Origin of the sequence: Actinoalloteichus fjordicus (assembly GCF_001941625.1) — a bacterium.
Classification (GTDB): domain Bacteria; phylum Actinomycetota; class Actinomycetes; order Mycobacteriales; family Pseudonocardiaceae; genus Actinoalloteichus_A; species Actinoalloteichus_A fjordicus.
The window spans coordinates 4649913-4668047 of record NZ_CP016076.1; the positions used below are offsets into that span (position 1 = coordinate 4649913).

The window sequence follows — 18135 nt, forward strand, 5'->3', positions numbered from 1 at the left end:
GTCGAGCAGCAGAGAGGAGGTGTACGTCATGAAGAGACGCAGTGTGCGAAACGACCCGATCAACACGCCAGAGCGCGATCGCGGCGCGGTGGTGGTCAACTTCGCCGTGAACATGGACACGGCGGTTCCCGCCGCCCAGTCCACGCCGCCCGGCAGCACCGGCACCAGCACCACGCCCGCCGCCGAGAAGTGACCGCTCCCGCTCGACGCGCGTCGTTCCGGGGCGGTCGTCACACATCCGCCCTAGAACGGCGCTGCGGCGGCGGGCCGCCCAGACGACCCCGCGGCGAGCCGCCCAGAAGATACGACGGCGGGCCACTCAGAAGACACAGCGGCGGACCACCCCGGCAGCTTCAGCGGCGAACCGACCGGACCCGGTGGACTCGGCGACGACCGTTGTCCGCAACCGCGCCGGGATCACCAGAGCAGGCACCGGATCGACCATCGAGAACCGAGGCGAGGCGACCATGCGAATAGTCCTGGTGCACATGCCCTGGGGCGCGATCGACGTGCCCTCCCTCGCGTTGGGCATCATGCGCACCGCCGCAGAACGAGACGGGCATGACGTCGAGGTGCGGTACGCCAATCTCGACTTCGTGGACTGGGTCGTCGATCGCGCCGAATTCGGCGTGACTCAGTACCAGTACTACTCCGAGGAATCGTATTTTCAGGGCGCGGGCGACTGGGTGTTCTCCAGCGCCCTCTACGACGGCGAGATCCGGGAGGGCGGCGCCGCCGACTATCTGCGGTTCCTCACCGACAGCGGCGCGAGCCAGGCCGAGATCGCCACCACCCGCGCGCTGCACACGCTCGCCCCGGAGTTCATCGAGTGGCTGGCGGCCGACATCGCGAGGCTGCGACCCGATCTCGTCGGCTTCACCAGCACCTTCCAGCAGAACACCGCGAGTCTCGCCGCGGCGCGGGCCCTGCGCAGGCTCCTGCCCGGGGTTCGCCTGGTGCTCGGCGGCGCGAACTGCGACGGCGCGCAGGGCGCCGCGCTGCACCGCAACTTCCCGTTCCTCGATTTCGTGGTGCGCGGCGAGGGCGAGGCGGCGTTTCCGCTGCTGCTGCGCGCGCTCGCGGCCGACGAGATCGACCTGTCCTCGGTGCCCGGCCTGTGCTGGCGGGAGGGCTCGCTCGTCTCCCAGGCCAACCCGATCTCGCGGCATCCGCTGCCGCCCTCGGCGATCCTGCCACCCACCTACGACGGGTTCTTCGATCGGATCGAGGACTCGCGGGCGGCGGGCTGGGTGGAGCCCAAGCTCGTGGTCGAGGGCTCCCGAGGCTGTTGGTGGGGCGAGAAGCACCACTGCACGTTCTGCGGGCTCAACGGCTCGTTCATGGAGTTCCGCAGCAAGCCGCCGCAGGCGTTCCTCGCCGAGGTGCTCGGGCTGGCCCGCCGCCACCAGCTGCTCGACTTCTACGTCGTGGACAACATCCTGGACATGGGTTATTTCGACTCGGTGCTCCGCGAGCTGACCGAGACCGAGGTGGATCTGCGGCTGCACTTCGAGGTCAAGTCCAACCTGCGCCGTCATCAGTTCCAGCTGCTCGCCGACTCGGGGGCCGTGCAGGTCCAGCCGGGCATCGAGAGTCTCAGCACCCATGTCCTCAAGGTGATGGACAAGGGCGTGACCGGCTGCCAGAACGTGCGGGCGTTGCGGGACGCGCAGAGCGCGGGCGTGACGGCGAGTTGGAACTATCTCTACGGCTTCCCCGAGGAGACCGACGAGGACTACCACTCGGTGATCCGCCAACTGCCGATGCTGCATCATCTCGACCCGCCGATCGGCACCTCCCGCATCGTCCTGGAGAGGTTCAGCCCGTACTTCGACCGACCGGAGCTGGGCTTCGCCGAGCGGGCGCCCGCACCGCAGTACCGCGACATCTATCGGCTCCCCGAGGCCGAGCTGGCGGACCTGGCGTACGTGTTCGCGGCGCCGCCGAGGGGCATCGGCCGGGACCTGGCGGGCGAGCTGTCGGCGGCGGTGGACGAGTGGGTGCGGGCGTTCCCGGTGAGCAGGTTGAGCTGGGTCGACCTCGGCGATCGGATCGTGCTGGTCAGCGAGCGGGCCGGGTACGACTGGTCGGTGCTGGAGTTGGCCGATCCGACAGAGCTGCGGCTGTTCCGCCTGCTCGACCAGCCTCGGTCGGCGCGCACGCTGGCCGAGCGGGTGGACGGCGGCGCCGACGTCGTCGCCGAGGTGCTGGCGCGGTGGGCGGCGCTGGGCGTCGTCTTCACCGACGCGGGGATGTTCGTGCAGGTCGCCGTGGAGGCCCGGAATCAGGTGTTGATGCGGGTGCACCATCGGCATTCCGCCGCCGCCGAGGAGGTGTCGCATGTCCTCGTCGGCGACTGAGCGGACGGCCGCTCGGGATCGGCGGTCGGGCGCGGCAGGCGAGGCCGTTCCCGATGCGCAGGTTGGGCGCGCGGCCGACGACTGGGCCGCCGCGACCATCGAGATCGAGTCCTGGCGGGACTACTCCCCCGTGACCCGCGCAGTGCCGGGCATGGCCCTGGGCAGGCTGCGCATCGAGGGCGACCGGCGGGACCTGGCCCGCCGTCTCGACGCCGACGGCGTCCGCGCCGTGCGGATCGCCGAGCCGATCGAGCTGTGCGCGGGTGCCCGCGCGCGGTCCGCGCGGGCGTTGGTGCTGATCAGGGAGCTGACCGCTCGGGGTGTCGCGGTCGACTGGACGGCCAGCTGCGACGACGGGTGCGCGGCCGCTCGTCGTTGGGCGCACCTCTTCCCGCCCGTGGCGGTCCGGGGCGCCCCGGCGTCGGTCGCGACGGACTGGCGGCGGACGTTCTTCCCGTGCAAGTGCGTGTGTCGCCGAGGCCCCGGCTTCACCGAGGTGCGCGACCGCCGGTTCGGCACGCTGGAGATGTTCACCATCGACGATCCCGAGCAGCTGACCGCCATCGAGGCGATGGCCGAGGGGACGCCCGTCGCGGCGGTGCCCGCCCACGTCCGGCGTGACCTGTCCGAGGCGGGCCTGGTCGCCGCGCAGGCCGGGCATCTGTGGTGGCTGCCCGTGCGGGTCCATCGCTGGCCGTTCCCGCCGTTGATCGTCTGAGCCCGCAGCGCCGCAGCCGAGCCACCGCCGAGCGAGGAATTCGGGAGAAGAGGCCCATGTCGAGCACGGAACAGGCCACGCCTTCGTTCGTCACCGACCCGTATCCGACGCTCGCCCGGCTGCGGGCGGCGTCTCCGGTGTCGATCCTCAACAGCGAGGGCGGCGTGCCGCTGTGGCTGATCCCGCGCTACCGAGACGTGCGAGCCGCGCTGGTCGATCGGCGTTTCGGCCAGGACGTGCGGCGGGCGCAGCGGCTGGCCGACAGCCGGGTCGCAGGCCTCGAACTCGGCACAGACGTCGTGCACATGCTCAACAGCGACCCGCCCGACCACACCCGGCTGCGCGGGCTCATCCAGGGCGCCTTCACCCCGCGCAGGCAGGCGGCGATGCGCCCCACCGTCGAACGCATCGCCACCGGCATCCTCGACGACCTGGCCGACCGCGACACGGTGGACCTGGTGCACGACTTCGCGTTCCCGCTGCCGATCGGGATCATCTGCGAGCTGCTCGGCTTCCCCACCGAGGACCGCTACGTCTATCGCGAGTGGTCGACGGCGATCCTGACCCACGGCTCCGACGGCGACTTCGCCAGAGCCATGGCGGAGATGACCGCGTACCTGACCGAGCAGCTGGACCGGCGGCGCGTCGAGCCCGGCGAGGACATGCTGACCGACCTGCTGCACGCCAGCGAGGCGGACCGACTCACCGTCACCGAGGTCGTGTCGATGGTCTTCCTGCTGCTCATCGGCGGCCATGAGACCACAGTGAACCTGATCAGCACGGCGGCGCTGGCGCTGTTGCGCAATCCCGATCAGGCGGCCTGGCTGCGAGCGAACCCCGCCGAGATGCCCACGGCCGTGGAGGAGTTCCTGCGCTTCGACTCGCCGGTGCGAATGGCGACGCTGCGCTTCACCACCGAGGAGGTCGACGTCGACGGCGTGCGCATCCCGCCGGACGAGCTGGTACTCCTCTCCCTCGGCAGCGCCAACCGCGATCCGGAGCGCTTCCCCGAGCCCGACCGGCTGATCCTGAACCGGGGGGACGCGGGACACCTGGCGTTCGGCCACGGCATCCATCGCTGTCTCGGCTCCTTCCTCGGCAAGCTGGAGGCCGAGGTGGCGATGACCGGTCTGCTGACCCGGTTCCCCAAGCTGGCTCTCGCCGCCGACGAGCGCGAGCTGACCTGGCGGAACACGATCATGCTGCGGGGCCTGGAGACGCTGCGGGCGGCCCTGCATGGCTGAGCAGCCGCCGGTCGCCGAACAGGAGGGCACCCGCCGGGGCTTCCGGCTGCGGATGAGCGTCGCGCCGCTGCGGGTCCGGGGCTATCGCCTGCTGTTCGTCGCCCAGGCCGCCTCGGAGTTCGGCAACGCGTTCCACTTCGTCGCGCTGCCCTGGCTGGTGTATCAACGGGGCGGCGACGCGGCCGAGCTGGGCCTCATCGTCGCCGCCTACGGGCTCTGCCGGCTGATCACCACGCCGCTGGGCGGGGTGTGCACCGACCGGTTCGGTGCCTGGCGCGTCATGATGGTGTCGGATCTCGGGCGGACGACCCTGACTGCGGCGCTGGCCGTGATCGCCGCGCTGGACGTCGGCGGCTTCGGCCTCATCAGCGCGCTGGCGGCGGCGACCGGCCTGTTCGCCGGGCTGTTCCAGCCCGCGGCCTGGGCGATCACCCCTCGGCTGCTACCGCCGGAGCAGTTGCAGTCGGGCATGGCGCTGCTCAGCACCGCCACCTTCGCGGCCGGGCTCGCCGGTCCCGGCATCGCCGGGCTGGTGGTCCTGGTGCTCGATCCGGCCTCGGCGCTGGCCGTGGACGCGGCGACCTTCGCGGTGTCGGCGGCGTTCCTCGCGGCCGTCGGCAGCGCCCTGCGCGGCGCCGCCCCCGCCACCGCGCGATCCTCGACGGACGGCGGATTCCTTGGGCTGCTGCGGGAGTCGCGGCTGCTCCGCGACGTCCTGGTGGTGACCGCCGCCGCGAATCTGACCATGGGCGGCATGTCCCGGGTGGGGCTGCCGTCCCTGGCGGAGGGGGAACTCGGCGCGGGCGCCGTCGGCCTCGGCGGGCTGCTGGCGTCCTTCACCGGCGGCTGTCTGGCGGGCGGGCTGCTCGCGGCGGGCGTCACCGGCCTGCGTCGTCGCGGCCGGGTGGCGATGATCTCGGGGCTGGTGCTGGCCGTCTCGGTGTTCGCGGTGCCCTTCGTCGGGCTGTTCGGCGCGCTCGCGGTGCTGTTCGTCGCGGGGGCGGCGAGCACCGTCACCAACGTCATGATCGTGACCGTGATCCAGCACGGCACGCCGGCCCCGTTGCTGGGCCGGGTGATGGCGGCGGTGCTGTTCTGCGGGCTCGGCCTGTTCCCGGTGTCGGTGGCGGTGTCCGGGTTCGTCGTCGAGCGTTTCGGCACCACGAGCATCTTCGTGATCACCGGAGTGCTGCTGCTCGGCGCGTTCTCCTTCGGTCTGTCCCGCCGGGAGATCACCGGCCGGTGACGGCGAGCCGGAGACCGCTTGCGGTGCGCTCGGGGAGGGCCACGGCGGGGCGGAGCCGATCCAGCGTGGCTGCCCGTGCTCGCGCGCGGGGGCGTCCGCACGCTCCACACCGCCCTGCGGCACCATGCATCGAACACGAACAGTAAGGAGTCGAGCATTGTCGGTCACCGAGGTGATCGCCCAGCTCCGCCAGGCACACGCCCTGCTCACCCAAGCCCGCCAAGCCGCCCGCTCGGCCGACGCCGCGATCACCGACGGCGCAGACGTGTTCGCCGCCGCCACCCTCGGCTCGACACAGCCCGAGGTCGAACAGATCAACCACCTGGCCCGTGCCTCCGGCGAGGACGTCCGCACCGCACATGATCTCCTCGGCGGAGCACAGGAGATCATCGACGGCTACTGCCACCACCTCGCCGGACCCGGCATCGGCGACGCCGGCGGGCCGCCGCTGGTGGCACCGTCCACCGACGACACGACCACCCGACCACCGCCGTCCACTGGACCGCCGCCGACGGCCGACGAGCACACCGACCCGCAGATCCGCTACGCCGAGGAAATCGCCGAACTCCGACGGCGAGGGTCAGCGGTCAATCCTGACGACGTCGTGCGAGCGGAACGCCTCGACGACGGACGGATCACCTGGATCGAGAACGGCAACGACAAGACCGGGATGAGACATATTCTCCTGCCGAAGCGTGTCCGAGACTTCGAAGGGGTGCACATCCCGCGGGAGGAGATCGAGAACCTGCTCTTCGCGGCCATCCGACGCGGTACCGTGGTCGGTCACTGCGGAACCGACCGCCCGGTATATGAGGTGGAGTACCTCGGCGAGCGGCGTCGAGTCGCAATCAGCACCACGTCAGAGGGGAAGATATACGGCGCCAACCCCGTCTCCCGTAAACAGAAGATCCGCCGTGCTCTGCATCGAAAGTGAGCTGAGATGACCGTTGACGTCGCCATCCTCGTAGGATGGCAGGAGAATTATTTCTACTACGAAAGCGGGTACGAGGACGACACACTCAACCACGACGTCGAGGAGGCCACAGAATTCCTTGATCTCAATGCAGACCTCGTTCGAGACCTCGAAGCCTGGGACGCGGAATACCAGGCCACCTATAACCCGATAGACGATCGAAAGTCCGGCTTCGCCACGGCCGAGGCCGAGCGCGACTGGATCGAGCGAGGCAAGGAGTTGTCGGCGCGACTGAAGCGGGAGTCTCCGATGGTCGCCAGCGTGGACTACCTGGCCTGGGGCAACATCCCGGAGGGCACCTGCGTCTTCTAGGGCCGTGTCCTCGCGTAGGCGGTTGCCGCCTTGGCGCTCCCGCCTTGGTACTGGCAGGACGCGCCCCGTCCCCCGACAGCGGTACAGGTCGACCAGCACGCCGATCCCTCGGCGGCGGTGCGCTCAGGCCGAGTTCGAGCCCCCCCCCCGACGCCGCCCCCGCACGCCTCAGCGCTGGAGGAACTCGAGCACCAGCGGGCTCGCCACGGCCCGGAACTCGTCGAAGTAGGCGTGCCGAGCACTCTCGATCATCCGCAGCTCGGCGCCCGGGATGCGCTCGGCGAGCAGCGGCGCGTTGGCCGCCGGGTTGAAGACGTCCTGATCCCCGTGCACGACCAGCGTCGGCGCGACGATCTCGGTCAGCGCGTCCCAGGCGTCATGATCGGCGCTGGCCACGAAATGCCGCTTCTTCGCCCGCGCGGACATGTCCGGATCGCCGAGCACCGTGTACGGGCCGGGATGCGCCGCCAGCCACGCCGGGGTGTACATCAGCTCCAGCAGGAAACGGCGGGCCTTCGCCGGGTCGGGGTCGGTCAGGCCCGCGTGGACGGCCGCGTCCCGTTCGAGGCTGTGCGCCCCGCCCGGCGAGGTGCAGCCCAGGACGAGCCGTCGCACCCGGTCGGGATGCCGGGCCGCGACCCACTGGGCGACCCGGCCGCCCATCGAGGTGCCGTAGACGTCGGCGCGCTCGACCGCCAGCGCGTCGAGCACGGCGATCACGTCCTCGGCGAAGCCCTGGGTGCTGTAGCGGTGGTCGGGCGCGTCGCTGTCACCGGTTCCCCGGTAGTCCAAAGTGATCGTCTGTCTGGCGGTGTGGAAGTCGTCTCGGACGCCGTCCCACCAGTGGTGATTGTTGGCCTGCCCGGTCAGCAGGACCAGCGGCGGCCCGTCGCCCTGGACCTGGAAGGCGATCCGACAGCCGTCGACTCCGTTCGCGTGTCGCACCGGGTCATGCAATCACGCCGACGAAGGCGACGGCTGTCGGCAGGCGGGAGTCAGCCTCCGACATGGCCCGCGATCCAGTCGCGGAACTGCGCGACGTCGGTGTAATTGGAGGGCGCGGTGCCGCACACGCCGGGGCCGCTGCTGGTCACGCCGACCAGTTCCCAACCGCCGCCCACGGCACGGATCGCGGGTCCGCCCGAGTCGCCGAAGCAGGCGCCGCTGTTCCCGCCGGGATTGTCGATTCTGAGGTAGTACCCGTTGAAGCCGACGATGGAAGTGTCGAGCTGCTGGAGGACGGGCGGCGGCGGGCAGCTCTCCGGGGAACAGGTCGCGCCCCAGCCCAGCAGCCGCAGCGGCGTGCCCACGGGGCCTGCGGAGGTGGCGGGGGCGATCGGCGCGGCCGAGACGGCCCGGTCGAGTTCCAACAGCGCGATGTCGGCCTGCGGATTGGGGATCTTGCGAACGACCGCCGCCGTCTCGCCGCCGCTGGTGTTGCTCAGCGAGCCGACCCGCACCCCGTCGATGGGTCCGAGGCAGTGCTCGGCGGTGACGACCCACGTCGGCGCGATCAACGTGCCGCCGCAGTAGGGGCTGCCGCCCGCCGTCGGCGAGACCATGAACGAGTAGACCTGGTCGGCGTCCTCGCCCCCGACGATCAACGTCTCGGCGGGCGGCGGGCTCGCCGGGCTCGGGGCGGCCGTCGTCGGCCCCGCCCAGGCCGTCGCCGCGCTCGCCGCCATCATGACCCCGGCGCACAGCGCCGCGATCAGTCCGGCCTGCCGTCGTGTGCTCGTTCGACCCACTGCTGGTCTCCTTCTCGACGAGAGCGGCCCTCGGCCCGCGTCCCGACGGCAGGCCGATTCGTTGGAATCGAACGTAAAACGCGACAAGACGGTGAGGCACCGCCGAACGGCCCTTCCCGATGCGCCTTTCCCACGGCGTCGCGTAGGCCGGGCGCCGCACCGGACAGCACGCCGGTCCGGTCGAGTATCGAAGGGATTCGCGCGGCCGCTGGCCCCTTGGTAGGAACGGCTTCTTCGCGATTGCGGACCTCCGCGCACGAACGATCCGATTCGTTCGCATCCCGGTTAACGTGGGTTCGCCGAATGGCCGGTCTTCGGCGAAACCGCGTCCGACGAAGAACACCGGTCACTGTTCTCCACCGGGCGAGCAGGCATTCTCCACATCGGTCTGTCCGCTGCTGCCCGCACATCGTCGACGGCGCCGACCTGGACCGATCCGATTCCTCCCGAGGAGACAAGGATGGCGCAGTTCGGAACGTCCCACGATCGCCCTCCCCCGAAGGCGGCGGCCACCTCGACACTAGTCAACGGACATTTTCCCCGCCCGTCGCGAGATCATCCCGTGGTATCCCGTCGCACCGTGGGCGGGTCAGGCGCCGATTCGCGCCGAAGAACAGGTCCAGCCCACCGTGCGGCACCCGGAGGTCTCCCGATCGGCGCAGAAGCCATCGGGAGGTCTTCCGGCGGCAACACGGTCGACACGAGCGAGTGATGCCATGCCGTCGCGGCGGGCACCTCCGTCGCAAGTCGACGAGAGGGCAGGTGTACTCATGTCGCGGATCGAGGGTGCGCGGGCGGACCGAACACTGCGCGACGGCCTGGGACGGCGGACCTTCTTCCTGGCCACCGCTGGTCTGGCGGCGGGCGCGGGTGCGTCGCTGGCGAGCCCGGCGGCACTCGCCACGCCCGGCGACCCCGCCGGGCCCGACGCCGCCCGGTCGGATCTGACGATCCTCCAGCCCGGCGGACGCCACCAGGGCACCTACGTCCCCGCCGACGCGGACTCCGTCCTCTGGGGACGACTGCCCAACCGCGCGACCGCACCGGTCGCCACGATCGACTCCGGTTCCGTGGTCACGGTGGACACCATCTCCCACGAGGGCATCCTGGCGGACCAGGGCCGGGACCCGCGCGGCTACTTCGGCGAGTTCGGTGTGTCGTCGCGGGAGGTGCTGCGGGACGCGGTGGAGATCGCCCGCCGGACCCCGCAGGACGGTCCGGGGCCGCACGTGATCACCGGACCCGTCGCCGTGCGCGGCGCGGAACCCGGCCAGGTGTTGAAGGTGGAGGTGCTGGACCTGCGACTGCGGGTGCCCTACGGGGTGATCTCCAATCGCCATGGTCGCGGCGCGCTGCCCGGCGAGTACCCGGAGGCCTGGGTCGGCGACCCTGCCCTGCGCCGCTATTTCAATCAGGGCGGCGAGATCAGCATCTTCGTGCGCGCGGAGCGCCGAGGGAAGGGCCTGGTCGGCGCGCTGCCCGGACCGGTGTCTGCCCGGTTCCCGCTGCGTCCGTTCCTCGGGGTGATGGGGGTGGCTCGGGACACCGGGGACGTCGTCGACTCGGTGCCGCCGACCGATGCGGGCGGCAACATCGACGTCAGCCTGCTCGGCGTCGGCAGCACCCTCTACCTCCCGGTGCAGGTGGCGGGCGGGATGTTCTTCACCGGCGACCCGCACATGGCGCAGGGCGACGGCGAGGTGGCGCTCACCGCGATGGAGGGTTCACTGCGCGCGACGCTGCGCCTGACGGCCGTGTCGCCGGGCGGACCGGCCCCGAAGGCCGCGTTCGGGTACCCGTTCGCGGAGACGGCGGACCACTGGATTCCCCTCGGCCTCAGCGACGCCGAGGGCGGTGCGGACGGCGGGCTCGACGCCGCGATGCGCACCGCCGTCCGCCATGCGATGCAGTTCCTCACCGAGGATCTCGGCATGGCGGGCCCGGTGGCGTACGCCTATCTCAGTGCGGCGTCGGACTTCGCGATCTCCCAGGTGGTGGACCGCACCACCGGCGTCCACGGCCTGATCCGCAAGGCGGACTTCGACTGACTCCCCGGCCGGGCCTGCCCGACGACGTCCGCCGGGCAGGCCCGCCCTTCTCGCGCGCTTCGGGCTCAGCGGGCCTCGCGGGCGATCTCGGCGAGCAGGTCCATGCCCGCGCTCATCGTCTCCGCCATCCCGGGCTGCACCCAGGCGTCCCGTTGCTCGACGGAGGAGAAGACCGAGACCTCGCGGTAGGCGGTGCCGCCGTCGGCAGCGTCGAAGGTGAAGACGCCGAGTTGCACGGCTGCGGGCATCCCCTCCATCTCGCAGGTCTGCACCAGGCGTCTCGGGGCGTCGACGGCGTGGCAGACACCCCGGAAGACGAACTCGCCCGCGCTGTCCGGGTCACGCACGATGTAACGCCAGAGTCCACCGGGCCGGATCTCCAGCGTCTCGACCTCGGTGGCGAACCGACCACCGCTCCACCAGCGGGGCACGAGCGTCGGATCGGTGACCCCCCGGAACACCGCCTCGGGCGGGGCGTCGAAGAAGCGGGTCATGATGATGTCCTGCCGTCCCGGCGCGATGATGATCTCCGCCTGTGTCACGGTGTCCGTCCCCTTCCGCTCGTCCGGCACGACCGGGCCCGGTCCGGGAGATGCGATCGACGGCGCCGCCCGAGGACCGGGCCGCAGCACGGGTCCTCCAGCGGTGGTCTGCCGTCCGCACCCGCCCGGCGGTGCTCGCACCGGGAGGCCTGCCGGGGCCGCCGGGGGCGGCCTTGAAAGTCATCGTTCCCGAGGCGACGCGGCAGCCGGGCGAGGCGACACCGGCACCATCAGGTGGTTCGCCCGCCGCGTCGCGGCACGATCATCGGCCCTGCCTGCCAGAGTGGTCCGATGACGTCTTCTGTCGAGGGAACCGTCGCGGCCGGGTACGAACGCGTGGCCGAGGTATTCGAGCAGTCGCTGTCGGCCGACGGCCCGGAGACCGCGCAGGTGTGCGTCCACGTGGCAGGCGAACCGGTGGTGGATCTGTGGAGCGGCGCGGCGACGGCGATCGAGGTCGTCTTCTCGGCCACCAAGGGCGCCACCGCCGCCTGTGCGAACCTCCTCGTCCAGCGCGGCCTGCTCGACCTTGACGCCCGCGTGGCCGACTACTGGCCCGCGTACGGCGTCCGGGGCAAGGAGTCGACGCTGGTCCGCTGGGTCCTCAGCCATCAGGCGGGGGTGCTCGCGCCGAGGGAGCGCCTGACGATGGACGACCTCGCCGAGTGGGACACCGTGGCCGCCGCGCTGGCGGCGCAGACGCCTGCCTGGGAGCCGGGCACCGCCTACGGATACCACGCGCAGAGCTTCGGCTGGCTGGTCGGCGAGCTGGTGCGCCGGGTGGACGGCCGCCCGCTGGGGACGTTCTTCCGCGAGGAGCTCGCCGGACCCGCGGGCGCCGACTTCTGGATCGGCCTTCCCCAGGACGAGGAGCCGAGAGTCGCCGGGGTGGTGGCCGAGGAGCCGCCGCTTCCGCCGGGAACGGACCCGGCCTCGATCGACCTGTCGTCCTTCTTCGGCCCGCACCACCTCGACGCGTTCACCCTCGGCGGCGCCGTGCCGGACGACGTCGTGCAGGCCTCGGCCGACCGCCGCTACCGCGCCGCCGAACTGGGCGCCTCGGGCGGGGTCGCGAACGGGCGCGGCCTGTCGCGCCTCTACCGCCTCCTGCTCGACATCTTCACGCCCGCCACGATCGCCGACGTTCTCCGGCCGGAGACCGACGGCGCCGATCTGGTCCTGTCCAGCCCCGCCATGACGATCAGTCAGGTCTTCGGCCGAGGCTTCGAGGTCTCCCCGCCGATGGGGACGCCGGACGGCGTCCGGGCCTTCGGACACGGCGGTGCGGGCGGGACGGCCGCGTTCGCCGATCCGGACCGGCGGCTGGCCTTCGGCTACGCGACCACCCGCCTCGTGCCCGGCCCGCCCGGCATGGACCCGCGCACCGCCGCCCTGGTCGAGGCGGTCTACGCGGCGAGCGCCGCCTGACGGGCCTTAGAGCCTGTCGTTGACCCCCTGGAGTCGTGAGCGGGGGTCAGCGTGGCTGAGCTGCCAGGCGGAGGAAGGAGGCATAACGAAAGTGATGTTGACTGGCGACAACGCCGCAGATCGCCGCGCTGGCCCCGCGCAACTCCGAAAGTGGGGATTAAAGACAGGCTCTTACGGCGTCGGCCAAGGATCGAACAGAACCGACACACGTGATCTGGGCAGCCCCAATGACCGTCATCCTCCGTGGCGGCTGCCCGTTCTCCGCACTCGACGATCCATGATCCCGCTGCCTGTCCATCCGCGATGACGCCGAGTCGACTGGCTGAGGGAAGCGGGCTGCGGTACCGCCGCAGCCGGTTCGGACCCGCACCGGTCCGCGTCGCGGTCACCGCGCGGCGGGCACTCCGAGTTCGACCGCCAGCGCGGCGAGCCAGCTTCCGGTGCCCTCCTCGCGCCAGGCCGGGTCCTCGTGACCGTCCAGAAAGGTGCCCTGTTCGGTGAGCAGCAGCCGGGTCCCCCGGCCTTCGGGCCGGAACTGCACGGTGGTCAGGGAGGCCGTCACCGGGTTCTCCTCGACGGACAGCACGGAGCTGTAGACGATCCGCTCCCCCTCGACGATGTCGTGATAGCGAGATTCGAAGGTCAGCAGGGGGCCGCCTGCCCGGCGGCCTCGGTTGATCTCCGACCCGCCGTGTCGGAAGTCGAGTTCGTGGTGCTCGGCCTCGGCGCCTGCGAACCAGCGCGCCTTGGCGGCCGGATCGGCCCACGCGGCGAACACCCGAGCAGGCGACACCGGATAGTCGCGCTCGATGCTGAAGCTGGCATGGATGACCGATCGATCAGTCATGGCTGGCCTCCCTCGGTGGCATGGTCGCCCTCGTCGCGCAGGCTCTCGTCGAGGCGATCGAGACGACGTTCCCACCCCGTACGCTGCTGCCCGAGCCAGTCCTCCGCCAGCCGAAGGCCGGCGGCCTCGATGCGGCAGGTGCGAACGCGGCCGATCTTCTCGGTGCTGACCAGCCCGCTGTCCACGAGCACCTGAAGATGCTGCATCACGGCGGGCAGCGACAGCTCGAACGGCCGGGCGAGATCCCCGACCGACGCAGGCCCGCGCCGCAGCCGCTCGACGATGCTGCGCCGGGTCGGGTCCGACAGCGCCTGGAACACCCTGTCCAGCGAGCCGGAACCGTGAAGCATGTGCTTAACCATAGGCCGCACCCCTCGACAGTCCCCATCCTGCCTAAGTATCTCCTCCGCGTGGCGCCCGCGAGCCGCCTGCCGGGAGCCGCAGGCAGCGGGATCGAGGTCCGTGCCGGACTGCCGACCGCCGCCCCGGGGCCGCACCCGCCGAGCCTCGCCCTGCACTCCACGACAGTGCCCGGCCGAGACCCACGCGCCCGTCGCCTTCTCAGACCTCGGCCCTACCGGCCGCTTCCGGCCGCTGCGACCGACACCGGTCGGCGGCCGATTGCGGCATCGTCGCCGCGGATTCCGGCTCGGACTGGTCAGCAGGCCGCGACCCCGTCAGAGTGTCCTTCGAGCACCATCGCCCGCCGGAGAGGATCAGACCGCCGTGTACATCAGGATCGTCGGGGCAGGCGTGATGGGCCGAGGCATCGCGCAGTGGGCCGTCACCGCAGGACACACCGTCGAGCTGGCCGACGCCCGGCCGGAGTCGGTCGACGAGGCCGTGGCGTTCGTCGAATCGATGCTGCGGCGGGCCGAGGACAAGGGCAGACTCACCGCTGACGAGGCTGCGGCGGCGCGGTCCCGGCTGTTCCCGCTGGACTCGCCGTGGGCGGCGGGCCGCGACGTGGAGCTGGTCGTCGAGGCGGTCCGGGAGGATCTCGCCGTCAAGTCCGAGGTCTTCACCAGGCTGGCCGAGGTGCTGCCCGCCTCGACGGTCTTCGCCACGAACACCTCCTCGATCCCGATCACCCAGCTCGCCGCCACCCTGGCCGATCCGACCCGGCTGGCCGGTCTGCACTTCTTCAATCCCGTGCCGCTGATGCGGATCGTCGAGATCGTGCCGGGCAGGCTGACCCGGCCCGAGATCCCCGCGCTGCTCGTCGACCTGGTGCGCACCACGGGTCACCGAGCGGTCGTCGTCGCCGACACCCCCGGATTCCTGGTGAACCACGCCGGCCGCGGGCTGATCACCGAGGCGCTGGCACTGTTGGAGGAGTCGGTGGTCGAGGTGCCCGACCTCGACCGCATCGCCCGCGACGTGCTGGGCCTGCGCATGGGCCCGTTCGAGCTGACCGACCTGACCGGCCTGGACGTCTCCGCTGCGGTGATCGACTCGGTGTGGACGGGGTTCCGACACTCCGATCGGCTGCGGCCGTCGTTCCTCACGCCCAACCGGGTGGCAGCGGGCCTGCTCGGCCGGAAGACCGGCCGCGGCTACTACGACCACTCCCCCGACGCTGCGCCGCCCGCCGCCGAACCGCCGATCACCGGCGATCCCGGCCGCCCGATGTGGGTCGTCGATGCTGGTCCATCCGATGTGGATGCGGTGCGGCGGGCGGTGCTCGCGGCGGGCGGGATGCTCGGCGAGGACGACGTCGAGGGTGATGCGAGTCCGGTGCTCCTCGTCCCCACCTGGGGGACGGCCGTCGCCGCCGCCGTCCACGAGCAGGGCCTGCCCGCCGATCGGACCGTCGGCGTCTGCCCTCTCTCACTCGACACCCGGCGCGTCGTGCTCGCCGCGACGCCCGCCGTGTCACCGGCTGCGGTCGCCGACGCCCGTGCCGTGCTGGCGGGCGGCCGGGAGGGCGGCGAACCACGAGCGGTGTCGGTGGTGCGCGACACCGCAGGTTCGGTCCCGCAACGTCTGCTCACCTCGATCATCGGCGTCGGGGCCTCCATCGCCGAACGCGGCCTCGCCGCCCCGGACGACGTCGACCTGGCGGTCACCACCGCGCTCGGCTATCCGCACGGCCCGCTGGCCTGGGGCGACCGCATCGGTGCAGGCAGGCTGCTCGCCTTGCAGGAGGCGCTGCTGGCGAGCACCGGCGATCCGCGTTACCGGCCGACGCGGTGGGTGCGGGAACGAGCCCAGCTCGGCCTCTCGCTGACGGCGCCGCCCTTCGGGGCGCGGTAGACGCGGCCTGGGGCATGACCAGTCATCGATCGTGGCGAGGCGTCGGGCCGGGCGAGGGTGCGCCGGGATGCGGCAGTGGTCAAGGTCAGCCCTTCCCGAATGAGCCGGACTCGACAGTATCGTTGAACAGTCCCATGAGGCTTTCCTAAAGTTCTTCCTGTCGGGCAGGGCTGAAGCCTCAATCGGAGGGAACGCTTGCGACCGATCGACCTCGCCAGGGAGCACGGATTGTCCGCGCAGGCGATCCGCAACTACGACGACGCGGGCGCACTCCCGCCGACCGAGCGCAGCAAGACCGGCTACCGGCGCTACACGCCCCGGCATGCGCAGGCGCTGCGCGCCTTCCTCGCGTTGCGCAGCGGCCACGGGCATCAGCAGGCGCTGGAGATCATGCGGGCGATCCACCGAGGCGACACCGAGTCCGCCTATCGCCTCATCGACGCCGCGCACGTCGCACTCCTCGCGGAACGCGACACCCGCGCCGAGGTCGCGGCGTCCCTGGACAGCCTGGCCACCACGACACCCCGGCCGATCAACGGCCGATCGCTGACCGTGGGCGAACTCGCCCGCAGGCTCGACCTGCACCCGGCGACGCTGCGCACCTGGGAGACCGAGGGCATCCTGCACCCCGAACGCGACCGGGCGACGGGCTACCGTCGGTACGGCCCCGACTGCGTGCGCGACGCCGAGATCGCCCGGCAGCTGCGCCGGGGCGGCTACCGGCTGGAACAGGTCGCGCAGTTCCTCGATTCGCTCCGCGAGGCGGGCGGAGCAGAGGCGTTCGCGGCGTTCCTGCGCTCCTGGGCGGACCGGCTGACCAGGCGCAGCCGCACCCTGCTCGCAGGCGCAGGCAGGCTCGACGGCTACCTGACCATGCTCGACGAGGCGCGACAGGACCAGCAGACGACCGAGCAGGCGGGCGGACGACGCTGACGGATCCCCCCGGACCGTGTCCCGTCCGATGTCGATGCCGGGCAGGCGCTGCACCGACGTCGTGGACGGAGATCCCGCCGACGGGCCGAGGCTCGCGGCACACCCCCTGAACCGCCGCGAGCCTCGGCCCGCCTGCCGAGCCGCGCACCGACCCGTCTACCGCGACGGTGCGCTGGTCCCACCCGGCCGAGTGGGAACCGGGGACAGGCGCGATCCGCGCCTGCCCGTGCCGATCAGTCGCAGAGCGCCGCGTCCAAGACCGCGTCGGCCCTCGTCGTCGCAACCTCGCTGGTCACGAAGGTGTTCGTGACCAGCGAGGCGAACCGGCCGTCGTCGGTCGCCGCCGTCACGGACGTGTGCCCGGTCCCCAGGGCGCCGTGCTTGAACCAGGCAGTGCCACCGCAGGAGAGCTCCCGTTCGTTGAGACCGAGGCCCATGCCGTAGCCGTTCAGGTACGGCACGCTGTCCCGCATCTCCGCCAGGGCGCTCTCCGAGACCACGTCCCCGTCGAGCAGCGCCCGGAAGAACGTCGCCGAATCCTCGAGCGTGGACTCCATCCCGGCTGAACCGGCCCAGATCGACAGCTCGACCGATGTCGTGGTCTCCGTCCAGAACACGAGCGGCGGAATCCGAACGATGGCGTACCCGGGCACGAACGGTGCCCGCAGCGCACGGTCTCCCCAAGCCGGGAACGACGTACCCTCGAGCCCGAGCGGTTCGATGATCCGTTCGGTGACCGCATCGCCGATGGAATCGCCGGTGACCTGCTCAATCAGCAGAGCGAGCACCAGGTAGTTGACGTTGGAGTAGTGCACCCCTTCGCCGGTTGCGCCCTGCGGAGGCTCGTCCATCGCGGAGCGGACCAGCTCCGCCAGCTCGTACGTGCCGTCCGGGGCCTGCTGCGCGTCGCGGACATCCCGCACCATGCCACTCGTGTGCAGGAGAAGCTGCCGCGTCGTGATGACGTTGCCGTCGTAATTGCCGGTCACCACGCCGGGCAGGTAGGTCTCGATCGGCGTGTCCAGCGCGATCAGCCCCTCGTCGACCAGCTGCATGATCACCGCCGCCGTGAACGTCTTCGTCTGGCTCCCGTGCCGGAAGTGGTCGTTCGCCGTGATCGGCTGCTGCTGCCCGAACCTCGCCGTTCCTGCGGTCAGCGTCCACGCCGAGTCGGCATCGCCCGCATAGACGGCCGCGCCCGGCCCGCCCACCGCCTGGTACTGGTTGAGCGCCTCCTGAGTCGCCGCGTGCTCGTCCTGCGCCACGGCTGCGGGCGATAACCCGGTCGCACTGAGCACGAGCGTCAACGCGCCCGCGACTCCGATGAGTGCCCGTCGATTCGTCGTCACGCTCTTCGCCTCCTGATGAATGATCAATTCGGTCAGGCCACGGTATCGACGACGCCGTTCACCGAGGAGATCATTGAGCGGTCATCGGGCGGTCATTGATGACCGGTGGCCCTGACCAGTGGAAACGCCGG

17 protein-coding genes are annotated in these 18135 nt (G+C 71.3%); 11 read left to right on the forward strand and 6 right to left on the reverse strand.

Annotated elements, in window-relative coordinates; all coding sequences use genetic code 11:
* The first annotated feature begins 28 nt into the window (after positions 1-28).
* The 7 genes from UA74_RS19730 to UA74_RS19760 all read left to right on the forward strand — a co-directional run bounded on the left by UA74_RS19730 (position 29) and on the right by UA74_RS19760 (position 6853).
* Positions 29-193, forward strand: coding sequence for a hypothetical protein (locus UA74_RS19730; protein ID WP_157434310.1), 165 nt, complete (start codon positions 29-31; stop codon positions 191-193).
* A 184-nt stretch (positions 194-377) separates the two neighbouring features.
* On the forward strand, positions 378-2360 hold the full coding sequence (locus UA74_RS19735; RefSeq protein WP_198042788.1) for a RiPP maturation radical SAM C-methyltransferase: 1983 nt from the start codon (positions 378-380) through the stop codon (positions 2358-2360).
* The gene (locus UA74_RS19740; RefSeq protein WP_198042789.1) at positions 2341-3078 is read left to right on the forward strand and encodes a DUF5825 family protein; all 738 of its coding nucleotides are present in this window, start codon (positions 2341-2343) and stop codon (positions 3076-3078) included. Before UA74_RS19735 ends, UA74_RS19740 begins: the two co-directional genes overlap by 20 nt.
* Before the next feature lie 56 nt (positions 3079-3134).
* A complete protein-coding gene (locus UA74_RS19745; protein ID WP_075741589.1) occupies positions 3135-4322 on the forward strand; it encodes a cytochrome P450 family protein in 1188 nt (395 codons plus the stop codon).
* Positions 4315-5568 (forward strand): MFS transporter, encoded by a 1254-nt coding sequence (locus UA74_RS19750; protein WP_075741590.1) that lies wholly within the window; start codon positions 4315-4317, stop codon positions 5566-5568. Before UA74_RS19745 ends, UA74_RS19750 begins: the two co-directional genes overlap by 8 nt.
* 157 nt (positions 5569-5725) lie before the next feature.
* On the forward strand, positions 5726-6502 hold the full coding sequence (locus UA74_RS31030) for a hypothetical protein (RefSeq protein WP_083683374.1): 777 nt from the start codon (positions 5726-5728) through the stop codon (positions 6500-6502).
* A 6-nt stretch (positions 6503-6508) separates the two neighbouring features.
* Positions 6509-6853, forward strand: coding sequence for a hypothetical protein (locus UA74_RS19760; RefSeq protein ID WP_075741591.1), 345 nt, complete (start codon positions 6509-6511; stop codon positions 6851-6853).
* 168 nt (positions 6854-7021) lie between these two features.
* Here UA74_RS19760 and UA74_RS19765 read toward each other — a convergent pair whose 3' ends face one another.
* Both UA74_RS19765 and UA74_RS19770 read right to left on the reverse strand, forming a co-directional pair.
* The gene (locus tag UA74_RS19765) at positions 7022-7798 is read right to left on the reverse strand and encodes an alpha/beta fold hydrolase (protein WP_083683375.1); all 777 of its coding nucleotides are present in this window, start codon (positions 7796-7798) and stop codon (positions 7022-7024) included.
* A gap of 50 nt (positions 7799-7848) precedes the next feature.
* Entirely contained in the window at positions 7849-8601 is a 753-nt protein-coding gene (locus UA74_RS19770; RefSeq protein WP_232237342.1) for a S1 family peptidase, read from the reverse strand.
* A gap of 770 nt (positions 8602-9371) precedes the next feature.
* Between UA74_RS19770 and UA74_RS19775 the strand changes: the two genes are divergently transcribed.
* Complete coding sequence (locus UA74_RS19775) at positions 9372-10649, forward strand: acetamidase/formamidase family protein (RefSeq protein ID WP_075765116.1); 1278 nt, start codon at positions 9372-9374, stop codon at positions 10647-10649.
* 65 nt (positions 10650-10714) lie between these two features.
* On the opposite strand, the gene UA74_RS19780 is transcribed toward UA74_RS19775, so the two are convergent.
* A complete protein-coding gene (locus UA74_RS19780) occupies positions 10715-11191 on the reverse strand; it encodes an SRPBCC domain-containing protein (protein ID WP_075744010.1) in 477 nt (158 codons plus the stop codon).
* 291 nt (positions 11192-11482) lie between these two features.
* Here UA74_RS19780 and UA74_RS19785 point away from each other — a divergent pair, with 291 nt between their 5' ends.
* On the forward strand, positions 11483-12619 hold the full coding sequence (locus tag UA74_RS19785; protein ID WP_075741594.1) for a serine hydrolase domain-containing protein: 1137 nt from the start codon (positions 11483-11485) through the stop codon (positions 12617-12619).
* A 385-nt stretch (positions 12620-13004) separates the two neighbouring features.
* Here the strand turns inward: UA74_RS19785 and UA74_RS19790 are convergent, their stop codons facing one another.
* Together UA74_RS19790 and UA74_RS19795 are read right to left on the reverse strand one after the other, a co-directional pair.
* A complete protein-coding gene (locus tag UA74_RS19790) occupies positions 13005-13466 on the reverse strand; it encodes an SRPBCC family protein (RefSeq protein ID WP_075765118.1) in 462 nt (153 codons plus the stop codon).
* Complete coding sequence (locus UA74_RS19795) at positions 13463-13816, reverse strand: ArsR/SmtB family transcription factor (RefSeq protein WP_157442282.1); 354 nt, start codon at positions 13814-13816, stop codon at positions 13463-13465. Before UA74_RS19795 ends, UA74_RS19790 begins: the two co-directional genes overlap by 4 nt.
* Positions 13817-14192: 376 nt before the next feature.
* On the opposite strand from UA74_RS19795, the gene UA74_RS19800 reads away from it, so the two are divergent.
* Positions 14193-15722 (forward strand): 3-hydroxyacyl-CoA dehydrogenase NAD-binding domain-containing protein, encoded by a 1530-nt coding sequence (locus UA74_RS19800; protein ID WP_075765120.1) that lies wholly within the window; start codon positions 14193-14195, stop codon positions 15720-15722.
* A gap of 195 nt (positions 15723-15917) precedes the next feature.
* The gene (locus UA74_RS19805; protein ID WP_075765122.1) at positions 15918-16655 is read left to right on the forward strand and encodes a MerR family transcriptional regulator; all 738 of its coding nucleotides are present in this window, start codon (positions 15918-15920) and stop codon (positions 16653-16655) included.
* A gap of 233 nt (positions 16656-16888) precedes the next feature.
* On the opposite strand, the gene UA74_RS19810 is transcribed toward UA74_RS19805, so the two are convergent.
* On the reverse strand, positions 16889-18004 hold the full coding sequence (locus tag UA74_RS19810; protein WP_083684099.1) for a serine hydrolase domain-containing protein: 1116 nt from the start codon (positions 18002-18004) through the stop codon (positions 16889-16891).
* Between the last annotated feature and the right edge of the window lie 131 nt (positions 18005-18135).